This window comes from Thiohalophilus sp., from assembly GCF_031581315.1.
Taxonomy (GTDB): domain Bacteria; phylum Pseudomonadota; class Gammaproteobacteria; order UBA6429; family Thiohalophilaceae; genus Thiohalophilus.
Window position 1 is genome coordinate 1 of sequence record NZ_JAVLAZ010000054.1, and the last position, 16,286, is coordinate 16,286.

15 protein-coding genes are annotated in these 16,286 nt (G+C 55.7%); 8 read left to right on the forward strand and 7 right to left on the reverse strand.

Going from position 1 to position 16,286, the window contains the following annotated elements; genetic code table 11:
- Positions 1-1,871 (reverse strand): biosynthetic arginine decarboxylase (gene speA, locus RI563_RS08925; RefSeq protein WP_310694026.1); only part of this gene is annotated, 1,871 nt, incomplete at its 3' end.
- 89 nt (positions 1,872-1,960) lie between these two features.
- On the opposite strand from speA, the gene speE reads away from it, so the two are divergent.
- The 7 genes from speE (at position 1,961) to RI563_RS08960 (ending at position 11,160) form a co-directional block, all read left to right on the forward strand.
- Entirely contained in the window at positions 1,961-2,815 is an 855-nt protein-coding gene (gene speE, locus RI563_RS08930; RefSeq protein ID WP_310694027.1) for a polyamine aminopropyltransferase, read from the forward strand.
- A 465-nt stretch (positions 2,816-3,280) separates the two neighbouring features.
- A complete protein-coding gene (gene nosR / locus RI563_RS08935; protein ID WP_310694028.1) occupies positions 3,281-5,515 on the forward strand; it encodes a transcriptional regulator NosR in 2,235 nt (744 codons plus the stop codon).
- Positions 5,516-5,566: 51 nt separating this feature from the next.
- Positions 5,567-7,429, forward strand: a complete 1,863-nt coding sequence (nosZ, locus tag RI563_RS08940; RefSeq protein WP_310694029.1) for a TAT-dependent nitrous-oxide reductase — start codon at positions 5,567-5,569, stop codon at positions 7,427-7,429.
- Between the two features lie 128 nt (positions 7,430-7,557).
- Positions 7,558-8,874: a nitrous oxide reductase family maturation protein NosD gene (locus RI563_RS08945; protein WP_310694030.1), complete on the forward strand. Its 1,317-nt coding sequence runs from the start codon at positions 7,558-7,560 to the stop codon at positions 8,872-8,874.
- On the forward strand, positions 8,871-9,794 hold the full coding sequence (locus RI563_RS08950; protein ID WP_310694031.1) for an ABC transporter ATP-binding protein: 924 nt from the start codon (positions 8,871-8,873) through the stop codon (positions 9,792-9,794). The genes RI563_RS08945 and RI563_RS08950 overlap by 4 nt, the downstream gene beginning before the upstream one ends.
- Positions 9,787-10,617 (forward strand): ABC transporter permease, encoded by an 831-nt coding sequence (locus RI563_RS08955; protein WP_310694032.1) that lies wholly within the window; start codon positions 9,787-9,789, stop codon positions 10,615-10,617. The genes RI563_RS08950 and RI563_RS08955 overlap by 8 nt, the downstream gene beginning before the upstream one ends.
- Positions 10,618-11,160: a nitrous oxide reductase accessory protein NosL gene (locus RI563_RS08960; protein ID WP_310694033.1), complete on the forward strand. Its 543-nt coding sequence runs from the start codon at positions 10,618-10,620 to the stop codon at positions 11,158-11,160.
- 35 nt (positions 11,161-11,195) lie between these two features.
- On the opposite strand, the gene RI563_RS08965 is transcribed toward RI563_RS08960, so the two are convergent.
- From RI563_RS08965 to RI563_RS08975, 3 genes are read right to left on the reverse strand one after another with little or no spacing between them, the layout of a single operon-like run.
- On the reverse strand, positions 11,196-11,657 hold the full coding sequence (locus RI563_RS08965; RefSeq protein WP_310694034.1) for a DUF4124 domain-containing protein: 462 nt from the start codon (positions 11,655-11,657) through the stop codon (positions 11,196-11,198).
- Entirely contained in the window at positions 11,654-12,457 is an 804-nt protein-coding gene (locus RI563_RS08970; RefSeq protein WP_310694035.1) for an ABC transporter permease, read from the reverse strand. The genes RI563_RS08965 and RI563_RS08970 overlap by 4 nt, the downstream gene beginning before the upstream one ends.
- Positions 12,454-13,050: an ABC transporter ATP-binding protein gene (locus tag RI563_RS08975; RefSeq protein WP_310694036.1), complete on the reverse strand. Its 597-nt coding sequence runs from the start codon at positions 13,048-13,050 to the stop codon at positions 12,454-12,456. The genes RI563_RS08970 and RI563_RS08975 overlap by 4 nt, the downstream gene beginning before the upstream one ends.
- Before the next feature lie 109 nt (positions 13,051-13,159).
- On the opposite strand from RI563_RS08975, the gene RI563_RS08980 reads away from it, so the two are divergent.
- Positions 13,160-13,396, forward strand: coding sequence for a CDGSH iron-sulfur domain-containing protein (locus RI563_RS08980; RefSeq protein ID WP_310694037.1), 237 nt, complete (start codon positions 13,160-13,162; stop codon positions 13,394-13,396).
- A 270-nt stretch (positions 13,397-13,666) separates the two neighbouring features.
- Here RI563_RS08980 and RI563_RS08985 read toward each other — a convergent pair whose 3' ends face one another.
- The 3 genes from RI563_RS08985 to RI563_RS08995 all read right to left on the reverse strand — a co-directional run bounded on the left by RI563_RS08985 (position 13,667) and on the right by RI563_RS08995 (position 16,037).
- A complete protein-coding gene (locus tag RI563_RS08985) occupies positions 13,667-14,947 on the reverse strand; it encodes an ammonium transporter (protein ID WP_310694038.1) in 1,281 nt (426 codons plus the stop codon).
- 20 nt (positions 14,948-14,967) lie between these two features.
- On the reverse strand, positions 14,968-15,306 hold the full coding sequence (locus RI563_RS08990) for a P-II family nitrogen regulator (protein ID WP_310694039.1): 339 nt from the start codon (positions 15,304-15,306) through the stop codon (positions 14,968-14,970).
- A gap of 71 nt (positions 15,307-15,377) precedes the next feature.
- On the reverse strand, positions 15,378-16,037 hold the full coding sequence (locus RI563_RS08995) for a TorF family putative porin (protein WP_310694040.1): 660 nt from the start codon (positions 16,035-16,037) through the stop codon (positions 15,378-15,380).
- Positions 16,038-16,286 lie beyond the last annotated feature (249 nt).

Genomic DNA, 16,286 nt, shown 5'->3' on the forward strand with positions numbered 1-16,286 from the left:
CCGGATTCAAGCTGACTCAGATATTCCCGGGATTCGCTCTCGTCCAGGTCGGCCTGAGCCAGTTTTTTCTGATAGCTGTCGAGCAGCAAATCAGCGCTGATATGCACATAATCGAGCACCGAGTCGACCGTGTCCCCGTACAGGACCTGCTCGATATGGTGATTGCCGTCCTTATCGAGCGCGACGTTGACCGAGTCGGTATCGCCGAACAGGTTATGCATATCGCCCAGTATCTCCTGATACGCGCCAACCATGAATATCCCGATCAGGTAAGGTTCACCCGGTTTCAGATGATGCAGCGGCAGGCTGCTCTCGACCCCTTCGCCATCGACGTAGTAATCGATCCGCCCGTCCGAGTCACAGGTAATGTCTTCGATAACACCCCGACGGGTCGGGTTTTCATTGAGCCGGTGCAACGGCACCACCGGAAAGATCTGATCAATGGCCCAGACATCGGGGATCGACTGAAACAGCGAGAAATTGGCGAAGTATTTGTCCGCCAGCTTGTCATGCAGCTCATCCAGCACTTCACGATGCACCCGATTGCTGGCGGATAACAGTTCGTGCACCCGCTGACAGGTGACGTAATACAGCTCCTCGGCATAGGCACGTTGGTCAAGTGTCAGTACTCCATGGGTATACATGCTCTGCGCTTCGCTCAGCCAGTGCTTGATGTCATGATAGATCTCCATGCCCGCGCGGCTGGAAGTTTCCTCCTGAATCGCCTCGTAGCAATGCCACATATCCTGCAAGACCAGCGGATCGTCGCTTTGCGGCTCGAGCATGGCACTGGCATCGGGCACCTGTTCGGTGTCGATAATATTGGTAATCAACACTGCGTGATGGGCGGTCATGGCCCGGCCTGATTCGGTAAAGATATCTGGGTGCGCCAGCCCATGTTCCTCGCACGCTTCCCACAGGACATGCACGATATTATTGGCATAGGACTGTATGCTGTAGTTCATGGAACAGAAACTGCGCGAACGCGAACCTTCATAATCAACCCCCAGGCCGCCACCGACATCCACACAACGGATGTTGATTCCCATGCGATGCAGTTCGACAAAATAGCGTGCGCATTCGAGCATGCCGCGCTGGATATCACGGATATTGGCGATCTGCGAGCCGAGATGAAAATGCAGCATCTGCAGACTGTCGCTCATACCGGCTTCGCGCAACCGCTCGATCACCCAGATCACCTGCGCAGCAGAGAGGCCGAACTTGGCTTTCTCGCCGCCGGTGTTCTGCCACTTGCCGGCGCCGATAGAAGCCAGCCGCACCCGCACACCCAGCAGTGGCGCAATACCCAGGGCCTGCGATTCGCTCATCACCAGCTCCAGCTCGGAGAGCTTTTCGATCACAATATAGACCTGGTGCCCGAGCTTGCGGCCGATCAACGCCAGACGGATATATTCGCGATCCTTGTAACCGTTACAGACGATCACCCCGCCCGGGCGGGACAACCCCAGTACCGCCATCAGCTCCGGCTTGCTGCCGGCCTCCAGGCCGACCCGTTCCTGACCGTGCTCGACCAGCTGTCGAATAACACTGGCCTGCTGATTGACCTTGACGGGGTACACTGCGGTGTACTTGCCCTGATAGGCATCACTGGCCATCGCCTCGTGAAAGCTCTGGCAGAGGGTATCCAGACGATTGTTCAGGATATCGGTAAACCGAACCACGATCGGCAGGGTCACGTTATGTTCGCGTACGGCCTCGTCTGCCAGCTGATAGAGATCGATACCCCGGTTCTGCGCCTGACGATCGGGATGGGCCAGCATATGCCCCTGCTCGTTAATCCCGAAATAGCCTTCTCCCCAATAGGCCACGCTATAGGTGGCAAGCGCCTGTTGTCTGTTCCAGTCTGACATGATCACCTGATGTTGTTTTATTCGGGGCCGGGGTTTCAAGTATAATGGCAGTTTCCCTGCTTACGCCAAGCATTTTCCGGAGTGGTGTTATGTTATCCGACACAGAATGGTTTACCGAGATCTGCGCTGAAGCCGGCTCTGCCTTTTCTTTCAAAATCAAGGAAAAGCTGGCCGGGGTGCAGACCGGGTTTCAGAAAATCGAGATCTTCGACACCGAGAAATGGGGGCGGCTGATGGTCATTGACGGCTTTATCATGCTCACCGATCGGGACAACTTTCTGTATCACGAGATGATGACCCACCCGGTACTGTTCACCCACCCGGATCCCAAACGGGTGCTGGTCATCGGCGGCGGAGACTGCGGCACGCTGCGCGAAGTCCTGCAACACCCCGGGGTGACAAGCTGCGAGCAGGTTGAAATTGACGAGCAGGTCACCCGCTTATCAGAACAATACTTCCCGGATCTGTGCACCGCCAACGACGACCCGCGCGCCGCGTTCCATTTTGTCGACGGCATTCAGTGGGTCAAGGATGCCGGGGCCGGCCATTATGATGTGATTATCGTCGACAGTACCGATCCCATCGGGCCGGCCGAAGGCCTGTTTACCGAACAGTTCTACCGCGATTGTCACCGCGCGCTGGGTGCGGAAGGCCTGCTGGTACAGCAAAGTGAATCGCCGCTGATCCATCAACGCTTATTAAAAGAGATGCATACCGCCATGGCTGATGCCGGCTTTGCCGCCGTTAACACCCTGGGCTTTCCACAGCCGATCTACCCCAGCGGCTGGTGGAGCTGTACCCTGGCCGGCAAGGTGCAGGATCTGACCCGCTTCCGTGAACAGGAGGCGGCACAGCGGCCGTTCGAGACCCGTTATTACAACCCCGAGATTCACCGCGCGGCCTTTGCCATGCCGACCTTTCTGCGCCAGCATCTTGGCAAATAACGCCATCGCATCCCTACTACAGCAATCTTTGCGCTTCTGCCTGTTGAATGCGGGTGACCACCCACCCTCCAGGCCGATTGATGATTCATTGCCCATATCTGGTGAATATATCGCCATCACCCTCTTGCAATCATCTGTCTGCCACCTCGACCCGCCCACTTTAGACGCCCAGTAACGTAGCGCGGCAATCAAGTACCTGATTACTTTTCGATTTTGACCTCGGTCAAGTGGAAAGATTACTTTCATATGCTACTTTTGTAGCATATCAGACAGTCTGTGGCTTATATCAGACACGCCGGCTTTCGTGGCTGGCGTATCTGACTCCTGCAAGCAACATTCCTCTGATTAGAAGGTGCACAGATAAGGTGCCGGATTGCTGAATATAACCACGATGGTGGTTCACCTTCTGTCTCCCGATACGGATTCAGCCGGCTGACCAGAATAATACAAGGTTCGTACGACCTGATGACTTTCAGACAGCCCCTTGCGCATGACAGCTTGATCTCCCGAGGGCGACTCACGCTGGTAACCATCGCCTTATTACTGGTTTTGCCTCTCACCGCCCTGGCCGGATTCGATGACAAACATCCCCAGATACGGGACATGTTCCCCGAAGCGGATCGCTTCGGCGAGCTGGAGGGCGATCCGCCGGCCGCCGCCGTCTATAAAGATGGTGAAGTAATCGGCTATGTTTTCGAGTCTTCCGACAGCGTCAAAATCCCCGCCTATTCGGGCAAACCGGTCAATCTGCTCATCGGCATCGACATGGAAGGCCTGATTACCGGTACCCGGGTCATAGAACATCACGAACCGATATTGCTGGTAGGTATCCCGGAAGAGTCCCTGGATCGTTTTGCCGATCAATACATCGGCCATTCGGTCACCGAGCGCATCAAAGTGGGCGGCAGAGAGCGCGAAGGGCGCACCCACGTCGACGCGATCACCGGCGCCACGGTCACGGTCATCGTCATCAACCGCACTATCCTGAAATCGGCACGTATGGTGTCCGAATCACGGGGCATTACCACCCCGCGAAGAAGCGCCACACATGAGCCGGCCAAAGTCCGCAAGGATGTTTTTGAACAGGCCGATTGGACCTATCTGACCGGCAATGGCGCCATCCGCCGGATGCTGCTGAGTAACGAGGATGTCGAAGAAGCGTTCGAGGGCACGGAAGGCGAAGACCGGGGTACCGTCAAAAGCATCTGTACCGAGGTGCCGACGGGCGAACGCTGCGATGTGTTTATCGATCTTTATTATACCTACCTGAATGTGCCCACCATCGGTCGCAATCTACTGGGCGAAAGTCAGTACAACCGGCTGATGGCCGAGCTGAAACCCGGCGAGCACGCCATCGCCGTGATGGCCAACGGCAACTACTCCTTCAAGGGTTCCGGTTATGTCCGCGGCGGCATTTTCGATCGGATCAACGTCGCCCAGGGCGATCAGCAGGTCAACTTCCGGGATCTCGATTTTTACCGCCTGTCAGACGTCTATCTGGACGGCATGCCCGAATTATCGGAAAAAGCCATCTTTATCATTCGCGATCAGTATGCGTTTGACCCGGGTGAGCCCTGGAGTATCTCCCTGCTGGTACGCCGCGCCACCGGTCCCCTGGACAGTATCTTCACCGACTTTACCGGCAGTTACGAGATCCCGCCCAAATATGTCACTGAACCGGCGCCCCGGGCCGAGGCCACCGAAGAGGAGCCCATGTGGGTGGAAGTCTGGTATGACCGGACTTTCCAGATTGCCATACTGGTCATCGGCCTGGTGGTTCTGACCCTGATCCTGTTCCTGCAGGACTGGCTGGTCCGTTACCCCCGGCTGGTGAGTTATCTGCGCACCGGTTTCCTGCTCTATACGCTGTTTGTGATCGGCTGGTACATGCTGGGGCAGCTTTCCATCGTCAATGTGCTGACCTTTGTTAACTCGCTAATCAGCGGCTTTAGCTGGGAGTCGTTCCTGATCGATCCGGTGATGTTCATTCTCTGGAGCTTTGTCGCCGTCACCCTGCTGCTGTGGGGTCGCGGCGTCTACTGTGGCTGGCTCTGTCCTTTCGGTGCCCTGCAAAAACTGGTCAACCAGGTAGCGGTTAAATTCAAGGTTCCACAATACAACTTTCCCACCCTGGTGCACGACCGGCTCTGGGCAATCAAATACATTATTCTGCTGGCGCTGTTTGGCATCTCGCTCGGCTCCCTCAGCACGGCCGAATATTACGCCGAGGTCGAGCCCTTCAAGACCGCGATCACCCTGCATTTCGATCGCCAGTGGCCGTTCTTCCTGTACGCCTTTGGTCTGGTCGTCGTCTCCGCCTTCAACTGCAAGTTCTATTGCAAGTATCTGTGTCCGCTGGGCGCGGCGCTGGCGGTGCCCGCCCGCCTGCGCCTGTTCGACTGGCTGCGTCGTCGCAAGGAGTGCGGCCATCCCTGCCAGATATGCGCCAATGAATGTGAAATTCAGGCCATTCATGACACCGGCGAGATTAACGTCAACGAATGTCATTACTGCCTGGATTGCCAGGTCACCTATTGGGACAACCACAAATGCCCGCCGCTGGTGGACAGACGCCGCAAGCATGAAAAAGCGGCCCGAAACCGTCAGAAAGTTCAGTGGATGGAGAAGACTTCTGACACCGATGCCGGCATGAAGGCAGCTCCTCCGCCTGTCGGCAACACGAGCAACAACGACAACTAGTCCGGATTATCGTCACACTGACCAAAACAACGCACCATAAGGAGAGCTATCATGAGCGATATCGACAACGAACACGGCGCATCCCGTCGTAACTTCCTCAAATCCACCGGTCTGGCCGGTGCCGCCGGGTTTGGTCTGGCCTCGGGCGTGCTGCCTTACAAGGTCTGGGCGGCCCCTGAGGGTGACGGGCTGAAGGTCCATGTTGGCCCCGGGGAACTGGATGAATATTACGGTTTCTGGAGCGGCGGCCAGAGTGGTGAAGTCCGCGTGCTGGGTGTTCCTTCCATGCGCGAACTCATGCGTATCCCGGTATTTAACTATTGCGGCGCTACCGGCCACGGTTTGACCAATGAGTCCAAACGTGTCCTCGGTGACAACGCCCCCCTGAATGGCGACACCCATCATCCGCACATGAGTTTTACCGATGGCAAGCATGACGGACGTTATGTGTTTATCAACGACAAGGCGAATACCCGGGTGGCCCGCATTCGTTGCGATATCATGAAAACCGACAAAATCGTCGACGTGCCCAATGTCCAGGCTATGCACGGTATGCGCCTGCAAAAAGTGCCCGAGACGAAATATGTCTTCGCCAATGCCGAGTTCCGGATTCCTCATCCCAATGATGGCCGCTTTTCCGATGACGATAGCAAGTACTACACCATGTTCAACGCCATTGACGCGGAGAAGATGGAAATGGCCTTCCAGGTCATCGTCGACGGGAACCTGGATAACACGGACGCCGACTATAAAGGTAAATATGCCGCCTCGACCTGTTACAACAGTGAAGAAGGCTACACCCTGCAGGAAACAATGAAAAATGAGCGCGACTGGGTGGTGGTCTTCAACATCCCGCGTATCGAACAGGCGATCAAGAACGGCAATTACGAGACCCTGGGCGATGCCAAAGTCCCGGTTGTCGATGGCCGCAAGGGCTCCAAACTGACCCGTTATATCCCTGTCCCCAAAAGCCCGCACGGGCTCAACACCTCGCCGGACGGCAAGTATTTTGTGGCTAATGGCAAGCTTTCACCCACTGTCACCCTGATCGACATCGACAAACTGGACGATCTGTTTGCTGACAAGCTCAAGGATCCCCGCGATGCGGTCGCCGGCGAACCCGAGCTGGGACTGGGCCCGCTGCATACCGCCTTTGATGGTCGTGGCAATGCCTATACCACCCTGTTCATCGACAGTCAGGTTGCCAAATGGAACATCGCTGATGCCGTGCGCGCCTATAACGGGGAAGATGTCAACTATATTCGCCAGAAACTGGATGTCCATTATCAGCCGGGTCATAACCACACCACCATGGGTGAGTCCCGCGAGGCCGACGGCAAATGGCTTATGGTCCTGTCCAAGTTCTCCAAGGACCGTTTCCTGCCCTGCGGCCCGCTGCATGCGGAAAACGATCAGCTCGTCGATATCTCCGGCGAGGAGATGAAACTGGTGCATGATGGCCCCGCCTTTGCCGAGCCCCATGACTGCGAGATGATACACCGCAGCAAGATCAAAACCAAAAAGATCTGGGATCGCAATGATCCCTATTTCGCCGAAACCGTTGCCATGGCCAAGAAGGACGGTATTACACTGGAGAAAGACAACAAAGTTATCCGCGACGGTAAAAAAGTCCGGGTTTACATGACCTCCGTGGCGCCGAACTTCGGTATGACCGAGATCCGGGTCAAGAAAGGTGATGAAGTAACGATCGCGATCACCAATCTCGATCAAATCGAGGACGTCAGTCACGGCTTCACCCTGGTCAACCACGGCATTGCCATGGAGATCAGTCCGCAGCAGACCTCATCGGTCACCTTCACCGCCGATAAACCCGGGGTATTCTGGTACTACTGCCAGTGGTTCTGCCATGCCCTGCATATGGAAATGCGCGGTCGTTTTATTGTCGAAGCCTGACACCAAAACGATCCGAAGCTGATGTAATGCCGCGCATCAGCCCGTTATAAAACGGGTTGGTGCGCGACTTTTAACCAAAAAACCACTTACTTGATACATCCCAATTGAATTTACCGCATTCATAGATCATGAGACTCATCACGCCTTCTGTTGCCAAAAACCTGCTGATAATAATGGCCGTGATGATGTATAGCGAAACGTATGCCGCCACATTTCGAATCAACCCCGATAGACACGACCTCGTCGAGGTTATCGCTAACGCGAACGCTGGCGATACGCTTTTACTCGAACCCGGCGAATACCGGGCCAACTTGATTATCGAAAAGCCACTGACATTGCAAGGTCAGACTGGTGCGATTATTGACGGAAACAATCACGGCGATGTAATACGTATTCGATCGTCGGATGTCACTATCAGAAATCTTCGCCTGCGTAACTCGGGCGCGAACCTGACCGATATGAACGCCGTGGTATTTATCGAGGATACCGCCTACCGAACCACGATTGAGGACAACCGGATTGAAAGCAGCGCCTTTGGCATCTGGCTGCAGAACACCGAGGAGGCGATGATCTCAAACAACGAGATACAGGGCGATCCGTCGATTCGCTCCCAGGATCGCGGTAATGGAATTCATCTTTTCAATACACGCAAGACAAAGGTGATTGGCAATCGCGTGCGCGATACCCGCGACGGAATTTATATCGACACCAGCAACCATAACGTTCTTCGCGACAACCATCTGTACCATCTGCGCTACGGAATACATTATATGTATTCCTATCATAACGAAGTTATCGGTAATCGAACCAACGATACGCGTACCGGCTATGCCCTGATGCAATCAAAATATCTGACCGTCACCGGAAACCGTACACAAAATGACAAGAACTACGGGATACTGATGAACTATATCCTCTACAGCACAATTGCAAACAATACCGTATCGGATATATCACACGGTTCATCCGTGGGCCAGACTAACAAGGCCATACCGGGTGGCGAAGGGAAGGCATTGTTCGTCTACAATTCACAGCAAAACAAGATTCATAACAATACCTTTGCCAACAGCGGAATCGGGATTCACCTGACCGCCGGCTCCAAGGAGAACCAGATCCACAGCAACAACTTTCTGAAAAACCGAACCCAGGTCAAGTATGTATCCACCAATACCCAGGAATGGTCGAAGGATGGCCACGGTAATTACTGGACCGATTATCTTGGCTGGGATCTGGATGCGGACGGCATTGGCGATAAACCTTATCAGCCGATTGATGGGGTCGATCATATTTTATGGAAATATCCCTCTGCCAAGATCCTGTTAAACAGCCCGGCCATCCAGACCCTGCGCTGGGTGCAGGAACAATTTCCCGTCCTGCGCCCACAGGGTGTCAAGGACAGCTATCCGCGAATGAACCCCGCATCCGTATCAGAGGACCTGCAATGAGCGCCTGCATCGAACTGAACCAGGTTGGCAAAACCTACGCCGGCGTCACTGCACTCGACGAGCTGTCGCTGACCATCGAACGCGGCGAGATCGTTGGCCTGCTGGGCCACAACGGGGCAGGCAAGACCACTACCATCAAGCTAATTCTCGGTGTAATCGCCCCGACGCGCGGCAGCGTGACCGTGCTGGGTTACTCGCCACGGGGCAAACAGAGCAAGTCCCTGCGCCTGCAATGGGGCTATTTACCCGAAAGTGTCGGCTTTTACGAGCAACTGACCGGCCGCGAGGTGCTTGAGTATTTTGCCCGTCTGAAACGGATCGATCGGGCACGCGTCCGACAACTTCTCGAACAGTTCACTCTTGCCCAGGCCGCCGATCGCCGGGTTAAAACCTATTCAAAAGGGATGCGCCAGCGACTGGGCCTGGCGCAGGCCCTGCTCAGCTCGCCCAAGCTGTTGCTGCTGGACGAGCCGACTGTTGGTCTCGATCCCATTGCCACGCGTGATTTTTTCCTGACCCTGGATGAACTGCGTCGCCAGGGCACCACCATCGTGCTCTCCTCGCACGTGTTGCCCGGTATCGAACAGCACGTGGACCGCGTGGCGATTCTCGATTCGGGCCGCCTGCGGGCCTGGGGGACGCTCGATGATCTACGCCGCGAGGCGGCCCTGCCCCTGACGATTCGGGCCCGCGGCAACTGGCCCGACGGATTTGATCCGGATCATTTACCCCATGCCGGAATCAGCTCATACCAGTACGCTGACAATACCCTGACCCTGACCATCAAGCGAGAAAAGAAACTGACGATTATGCGCGAGCTGCTGGCCGATAAAGGGATTGAGGATATTGATGTACAGGCCCCGTCACTGGAAACACTGTATACCTATTACAACAATGGCGGAGACACCGGCCATGCATGAGATAATGACGGTTGCCCGCAAGGAATTTCGCGACAGCCTGCGCAACCGCTGGATTCTGGCTATTACGGTGGTACTGGCCCTGTTCGCCCTGGGACTGGCCTACTTTGGCGCGGCCACGGCCGGCCAGGTCGGTTTTGTTTCGCTGGATACCACGATCGTCAGTCTGGCCAGCCTGGCGATTTATATTATTCCGCTGATTGCGCTGTTGCTGGCCTATCACAGTGTGGTGGGCGAGGAGGAACAGGGCACCCTGCTACTGTTGCTCAGTTATCCATTGACGCATCTGCAATTGCTCGGCGGAAAATTCCTGGGCCATGCCGCCGCGCTGGCAATCTCGACCATTGCCGGTTTCGGTCTGGCCGGGATTGTCATCGCCACCCTGAGCGGTAACTTTTCCGCCCTCGATCTGTGGTCCTCACTGGGCTGGTTTATTCTGACCTCGGTTCTGCTCGGCTGGGTGTTTATCGCCATCGCCTACCTGATCAGCACCCTGGTCAGTGAAAAATCCCGGGCCGCCGGCCTGGCCCTGATCGTCTGGTTTTTGTTTGTGCTGGTCTTCGATCTGGGGCTGCTGGGCCTGCTGGTTGCCTCCGACGGGGCGGTTTCCTCGGACCTGTTTCCGTACCTGCTGTTACTTAACCCGACAGACGTGTTTCGACTCGCCAACCTGGCCGGCTTTGAGGCAACGCAGGCTTACTCCGGTCTGGTCTCGGTCGCCTCGGCGCAACTGTTCAGGCCGGGCCTGCTGGCCGGGATACTGCTGCTGTGGGTGATCGTCCCTTTCTCAGTGGCCGCCTGGTTATTTCACAAGAGGATCTCCTGAATGAAGAAAATACACTATTCGATTGTTATCCCGGTTTTTGCCGCCCTGCTATTGCTAAGCGGTTGTGATAGTGGCAATGAATCCGCTCAGACCCACAAGCCGGTTCCAATCAGTAATGGTGATGAGTGCCATGTCTGCGGCATGACGATTCACAACCATCCCGGCCCCAAAGGTCAGGCTTTTATTCGCAACAACTCGACGCCATTTAAATACTGTTCTACCCGGGATCTGTTCAGTCATATTCTGCAACCGGAAGTGCGTTCGAGAATCACACAGATTTACACCCACGACATGGGTTCAACCACATGGGAATCACCGGACAACTCGGCATTCACCGATGCCCGGCAGGCATGGTATGTCATCCATCATCCCATGACCGGCGCCATGGGCCCGACACTGGCCTCGTTTGCGGAAAAAGCCGCTGCCGAAGAATTTATCGCGGAGCATGGTGGCGAGGTGGTGCGCTTCGAGGATATTACGCTGGAGCTGGTAGCCAATCTGACTATGGGCAACGAGACCATGGCTGACTCACATCAGCACTGAAGCAAGCTCTGCGAACAGGTATTGCAAATGCCTGTTCAGTCGCACCATTGCCTGACTTCCTGCGCCGCGCGGGCCTCGGCCTGCTGGCGCTGGCTGTCACCGAGAATTTTACGATTACCCTGCTCATCCAGATCATATAACCGGCCCGCCTGCTGATAGCGTCGCAGGCGATCCCGGGCCCAGGCACAACGCTTGCGCCGTTCGGCGGCTTGCGCTTGCTGGCGTTGTTCCCGTTGTTGTTTGATGCGCCGCTCTTCTTCATAGGCGCGCAAAAGGCGGCGGGTTTTTTCACGCCGCTCGGCGTCACCGGGTATCGGGCTGCCAGAGGACTCGCCAGGGTCCACATCCATGGATTGGGCGCCTTTCTCCGGCGGTTTATCGCCGTAATGTACCCGGCCCTGTTCGTCGGTCCATTTATAGACGTCGGCTGCCATGGATACGCTCAGCAGGCTCGCGAGCAACAGACCGCTAACCAGCTGTTGAATCTTCCGTTTCATTGCTTTGCCTCCCTCAGGCGATCCAGCCGCAAACGCTGCCGATCGTCGAACAACCGCCGCGCTCCGAGCCAACTGGCCAGTAAGATGGCAAACCCGGTCCCGGCGGCAATCATGAACATAATCAGGATCTGATATTTGACCGCCTCCACCGGTGCCGTCCCCGACAGGATCTGTCCGGTCATCATCCCCGGCAGGCTGACGATCCCCGCTGCTGCCATGGCATTGATGATCGGAATCAACCCGACGCGGACGCTCTCGCGAACCGTCTCGCGCAGTGCATCCTGCCAGCGCTGCCCCAGGGCGAGGCGGGTTTCGATCAAAGCGCGTTGCTGCCAGGCGTTGTTGGTCAGGCGGTCCAGCGACAGCGCCACCCCGGTCATGGTATTGCCCAGCATCATGCCGAGCAAGGGAATGGCGTACTGGGGCTGATACCAGGGATCGTTATTGATAATGATCAGCAAGGCAAACAACGTGGTGGCAAAGGCCGAAACAAACATCGACAGAGTGCCCAGGGCATAGCCCCAGCGCCCCCGGAACGGCCGTTGCTGGCGAGCCATCACTTCGCGCCCGGCGATCAGCACCATGACCGAGGCAATCAGTACCACCCACAACAGGGTGACGTTCTCGAACAAGACCTTGAGAATCAGGCCGACCAGCAACAGCTGCAGCGTCGTGCGCAGGGCGGCGATCAACAGCCGCTGGGTCACTCCCAGTTTCAGCCACAACGATATTCCGGCCAGCGCGACCACCAGCAACGCGGCCAGACCCAGATCCAGCGGTGTCAGACTGATAATATTCACAGCGTCTCCTCCACCACCCGGTCGTTGCGAATCACCAGTCGGCGCCGGGCGACACGCTGTTGCTGTTGCGGATCATGGGTCACCCAGATCGCCGGCGCGGCGGCATCACGCACATAGTTCTGTAACAATGTCTCCGCCCGGCTGATACTGTCCGGATCCAGGCTGGCGGTCGGTTCATCGAGCAACAGGGCTTTGGGCCGTTGGCACAACAGGCGCAGGATCGCCAGGCGCTGCTTTTCCCCGGTCGAACAACGGGCCACTTCCCAGCCAAGAACATCCATCGAAAACCCAAGTTGTTCAAACCAGGACGGCTCGGGGTCGGTAAAATGTTCGCCCACCCGATCGCGCCACCACTGTGACTCCGCCGGTAACAGGCCGACCTGACGCCGCCACTGATGGGCGGGCAGCATGTCACACCAGATATCATCCAGCCGCACCCGGCCCCGGTGCGGGATCAGATCGGCAATCGCCCGCAGCAACAGGCTTTTGCCGCTGCCGGAAGGTCCGCCCAGACAGACGATCTCGGATTTGTTGATCGTCACATCGAGTGTAACCTGCTGCACCTGCAGCGCCTCGATCCCCAGTTCACTCAATCCCGTTTCCCCACACCCGACACCGTTAAAGCCCCCTGAACCATTAGATGTTTTATTTTGCCGCAGCATTGTTATGATGCATAGCGATTATAACGAGAAGGAGAAGCCCATGTCCGAACCGGTTATTGCCCAGAAAGCCCCCTATGCTGTCGAACTGGAGCCCGGAGATTACTTCTGGTGCGCCTGCGGCAAATCCACCAACCAGCCCTTCTGCGACGGCTCGCACAAGGACACCGACTTCGAACCGGTCAAATTCACGATTGATGAGAAAAAAACCGTTTACCTCTGCGGCTGCAAACACACCGCCGACAAACCCTACTGCGACGGTACCCATAACAAATTGTAATTTGTAATATAAAACCGTCTATTCTCGAATTACATTTCAATTACGCGGAGTTCGCGGAGGCGCAGAGTCGCGGAGAAGAAAAATGTATTTGTACCATAGTTAGCGTATCGTCGCTTTATACCAATGAAACGTTAAATTTAAAGATAGATAAAATTTTTACTCTGCGACTCTGCGCCTCCGCGTCCTCTGCGTTGCTTCCAGAATATCTGAAAAGTGAATAAAAAAGGGCGCCCGAGGGCGCCCTTTTGGTTTTGGCTTCCTGCCGATTTGTTACATACCGGAACCGCGTGTACCGGTGAACTCGGGGTAGGCTTCCATACCGCATTCGGCAAGATCCAGGCCTTCGTACTCCTGCTCTTCGCTGACGCGCACACCCATGATGGCCTTGATCACCAGCCAGACGATCAGGCTGGTTACAAACACCCAGACCAGGATGGTTAAAAGCCCGGCAAGCTGACCGCCGAAGGTGGCACCGTCGTTGGTCAGCGGTACCGCCAGCAGGCCCCAGATACCGACCACACCGTGAACCGAGATAGCACCGACCGGGTCGTCGATCTTCAGCTTGTCCATAGTCACGATGGAGAAGACAACCAGCGCACCACCGGCCGCACCAATCAGCGTGGCACCCAGGGCGCTCGGGGTATCCGGGCCGGCTGTAATCGCTACCAGACCGGCCAGCGCGCCGTTGAGGGCCATGGTCAGATCGGCCTTGCCGAACAGCATGCGAGCGACAATCAGCGCGGCGATCACACCACCGGCTGCGGCGGCATTGGTATTCAGAAATACCATGGCCACATCATTGGCACTGGCCATATCACCCAGCTTGAGCACGGAACCGCCATTGAAGCCGAACCAGCCCATCCACAGGATGAAGGTCCCCAGGGTCGCCAGCGGCAGATTGGCACCGGGAATGGCGTTGATCTTGCCATCGGCCGTGTACTTGCCCTTACGCGCACCAAGCACCAGCACACCGGCCAAAGCCGCCGCCGCACCGGCCATGTGCACAATCCCGGAACCGGCGAAGTCGGCAAAGCCAAGATCACCCAGGTTGTACATGCCGAATACGTCACCACCGCCCCAGGTCCACAGACCTTCCATCGGATAGATGAAACCGGTCATAACCACGGCAAACAGCATGAATGCCCACAGCTTCATACGCTCGGCCACGGCACCGGAGACGATCGACATGGCGGTTGCCACAAAGACCACCTGGAAGAAAAAGTCCGACGGCGCCGCATAAACTGAACCACCGTCAAACCCGTTTTCAGCCGAGGCGCCCAGTGCGTCGGCAACCAGCGATTCACCACCGGCGATTCCCGACAGGAACCAGCCGCCGCCATACATGATGGCGTAACCACTTATCATGTACATGGTGCATGAAATTGCAAACAACGATACATTCTTGGTCAGAATTTCCGTGGTGTTCTTGGAACGGACCAGACCGGCCTCGAGCATCGAGAATCCGGCGGCCATCCACATAACCAGCGCACCACAGACCAGGAAGTAGAAGGTATCGATGGCATACTGCAATTGGAAAATTTGGTTTTCCATCTTAAGCCTCTCCTCTAGTCTTACAGCGCATCTGCGCCGGTTTCACCGGTACGGATACGAACTGTCTGTTCAATTTCAGAAACAAAGATCTTGCCGTCACCGATCTTGCCGGAATTGGCGGCTTTGCTGATGCCTTCGATGACCTGGTCGACCAGACCATCATCGACAACAGCTTCGATCTTCACCTTGGGCAGAAAGTCCACGACGTATTCTGCCCCGCGATACAACTCGGTATGCCCTTTCTGACGGCCGAAGCCTTTTACTTCCGTTACGGTAATGCCCTGCACACCGATATCGGAAAGCGCTTCACGCACATCATCCAGCTTGAAGGGCTTGATGATTGCCATAACCATTTTCATGGTCTTGCCTCCTTAAAAAGTGCCCACCCGAAGGTGGGCGAACGGTTTCGAGCTTACTCAAGCAAATCTTTTTACAGATCAAAGCTCTTGCTGTAGGAAACGGTGAAACGGGCATCCCCGGCGGCGCCATCCTGATCGTTCTGGTCAAAGGCGAAAACAAAATCGTCCTTGCTCAAACTGATCTGGTAGTGGCTATAATCGGTGCTGGCGGGATCATCGAAGTCATAATCGCCATAGACCAGCCCCAGAGAGAGTCCATCCTTGACTTCGAAATCAGCGCCCACGAACATGTACATATCATCCTCGTACTGACCACCTGCTTCGGTATCCATAGTCATTGCTACACCGGCGGTGAACATTTCATAACTGGCATTGACATACAGTTCGTCAAAGTCATCTTCGACCGTGCTGTCAATCGGGTACATATAACGGATATAACCGACATCCATGCCAACCGGTCCGGCATCAAAACCGTAACCAAGATACAGATCCTGTTCGTACTGACTGCCGCCGCTCAGTGAGGAGACCCAGGTACCGGCATAAAAACCGGAATCGTGGGCGTAATCGATACCACCAGAGATGGCGGAATCATCCGAACCCTGGGTGACACCACGCCAGATATAGTTGGAAGTGAATCCGACGTTACCGCTCAATTCGGCAACAGCCACGTTGCTGGCAACGGTAGAGGCAGCCAGGATGGTGCCGACGAGTAGTGCATTGGCTTTTTTCATTTGCTCTTCCCCATACAGTGAGAGTGTTAAAAGAAAACGGTTGCTGTACGGGGTATTGCGAAGGGCGTGCCAACTTTTATTTGTTATTAAAAACAGGCACTTGAAGAGCGCAACGATTCGGCTCGCACTTTCTTTGTGCGTGGATAACGATCATGGGGCGGGAGGTTGCACTATTGCGGTGCGAAAGGCGGGTTCATTTATTCTAAGTATGGTTAAAAACGCCGAGGTACAAAGTCGCGGAGAAAAAAT

Excerpts from the sequence above, each read along its gene's own strand:
- speE (WP_310694027.1), top strand. The coding sequence starts at position 1,961 with ATGTTATCCGACACAGAATGGTTTACCGAGATCTGCGCTGAAGCCGGC.
- nosR (WP_310694028.1), top strand. The coding sequence starts at position 3,281 with ATGACTTTCAGACAGCCCCTTGCGCATGACAGCTTGATCTCCCGAGGG.
- nosZ (WP_310694029.1), top strand. The coding sequence starts at position 5,567 with ATGAGCGATATCGACAACGAACACGGCGCATCCCGTCGTAACTTCCTC.
- RI563_RS08945 (WP_310694030.1), top strand. The coding sequence starts at position 7,558 with ATGAGACTCATCACGCCTTCTGTTGCCAAAAACCTGCTGATAATAATG.
- RI563_RS08950 (WP_310694031.1), top strand. The coding sequence starts at position 8,871 with ATGAGCGCCTGCATCGAACTGAACCAGGTTGGCAAAACCTACGCCGGC.
- RI563_RS08955 (WP_310694032.1), top strand. The coding sequence starts at position 9,787 with ATGCATGAGATAATGACGGTTGCCCGCAAGGAATTTCGCGACAGCCTG.
- RI563_RS08960 (WP_310694033.1), top strand. The coding sequence starts at position 10,618 with ATGAAGAAAATACACTATTCGATTGTTATCCCGGTTTTTGCCGCCCTG.
- RI563_RS08965 (WP_310694034.1), bottom strand. The coding sequence starts at position 11,657 with ATGAAACGGAAGATTCAACAGCTGGTTAGCGGTCTGTTGCTCGCGAGC.
- RI563_RS08980 (WP_310694037.1), top strand. The coding sequence starts at position 13,160 with ATGTCCGAACCGGTTATTGCCCAGAAAGCCCCCTATGCTGTCGAACTG.
- RI563_RS08985 (WP_310694038.1), bottom strand. The coding sequence starts at position 14,947 with ATGGAAAACCAAATTTTCCAATTGCAGTATGCCATCGATACCTTCTAC.
- RI563_RS08990 (WP_310694039.1), bottom strand. The coding sequence starts at position 15,306 with ATGAAAATGGTTATGGCAATCATCAAGCCCTTCAAGCTGGATGATGTG.
- RI563_RS08995 (WP_310694040.1), bottom strand. The coding sequence starts at position 16,037 with ATGAAAAAAGCCAATGCACTACTCGTCGGCACCATCCTGGCTGCCTCT.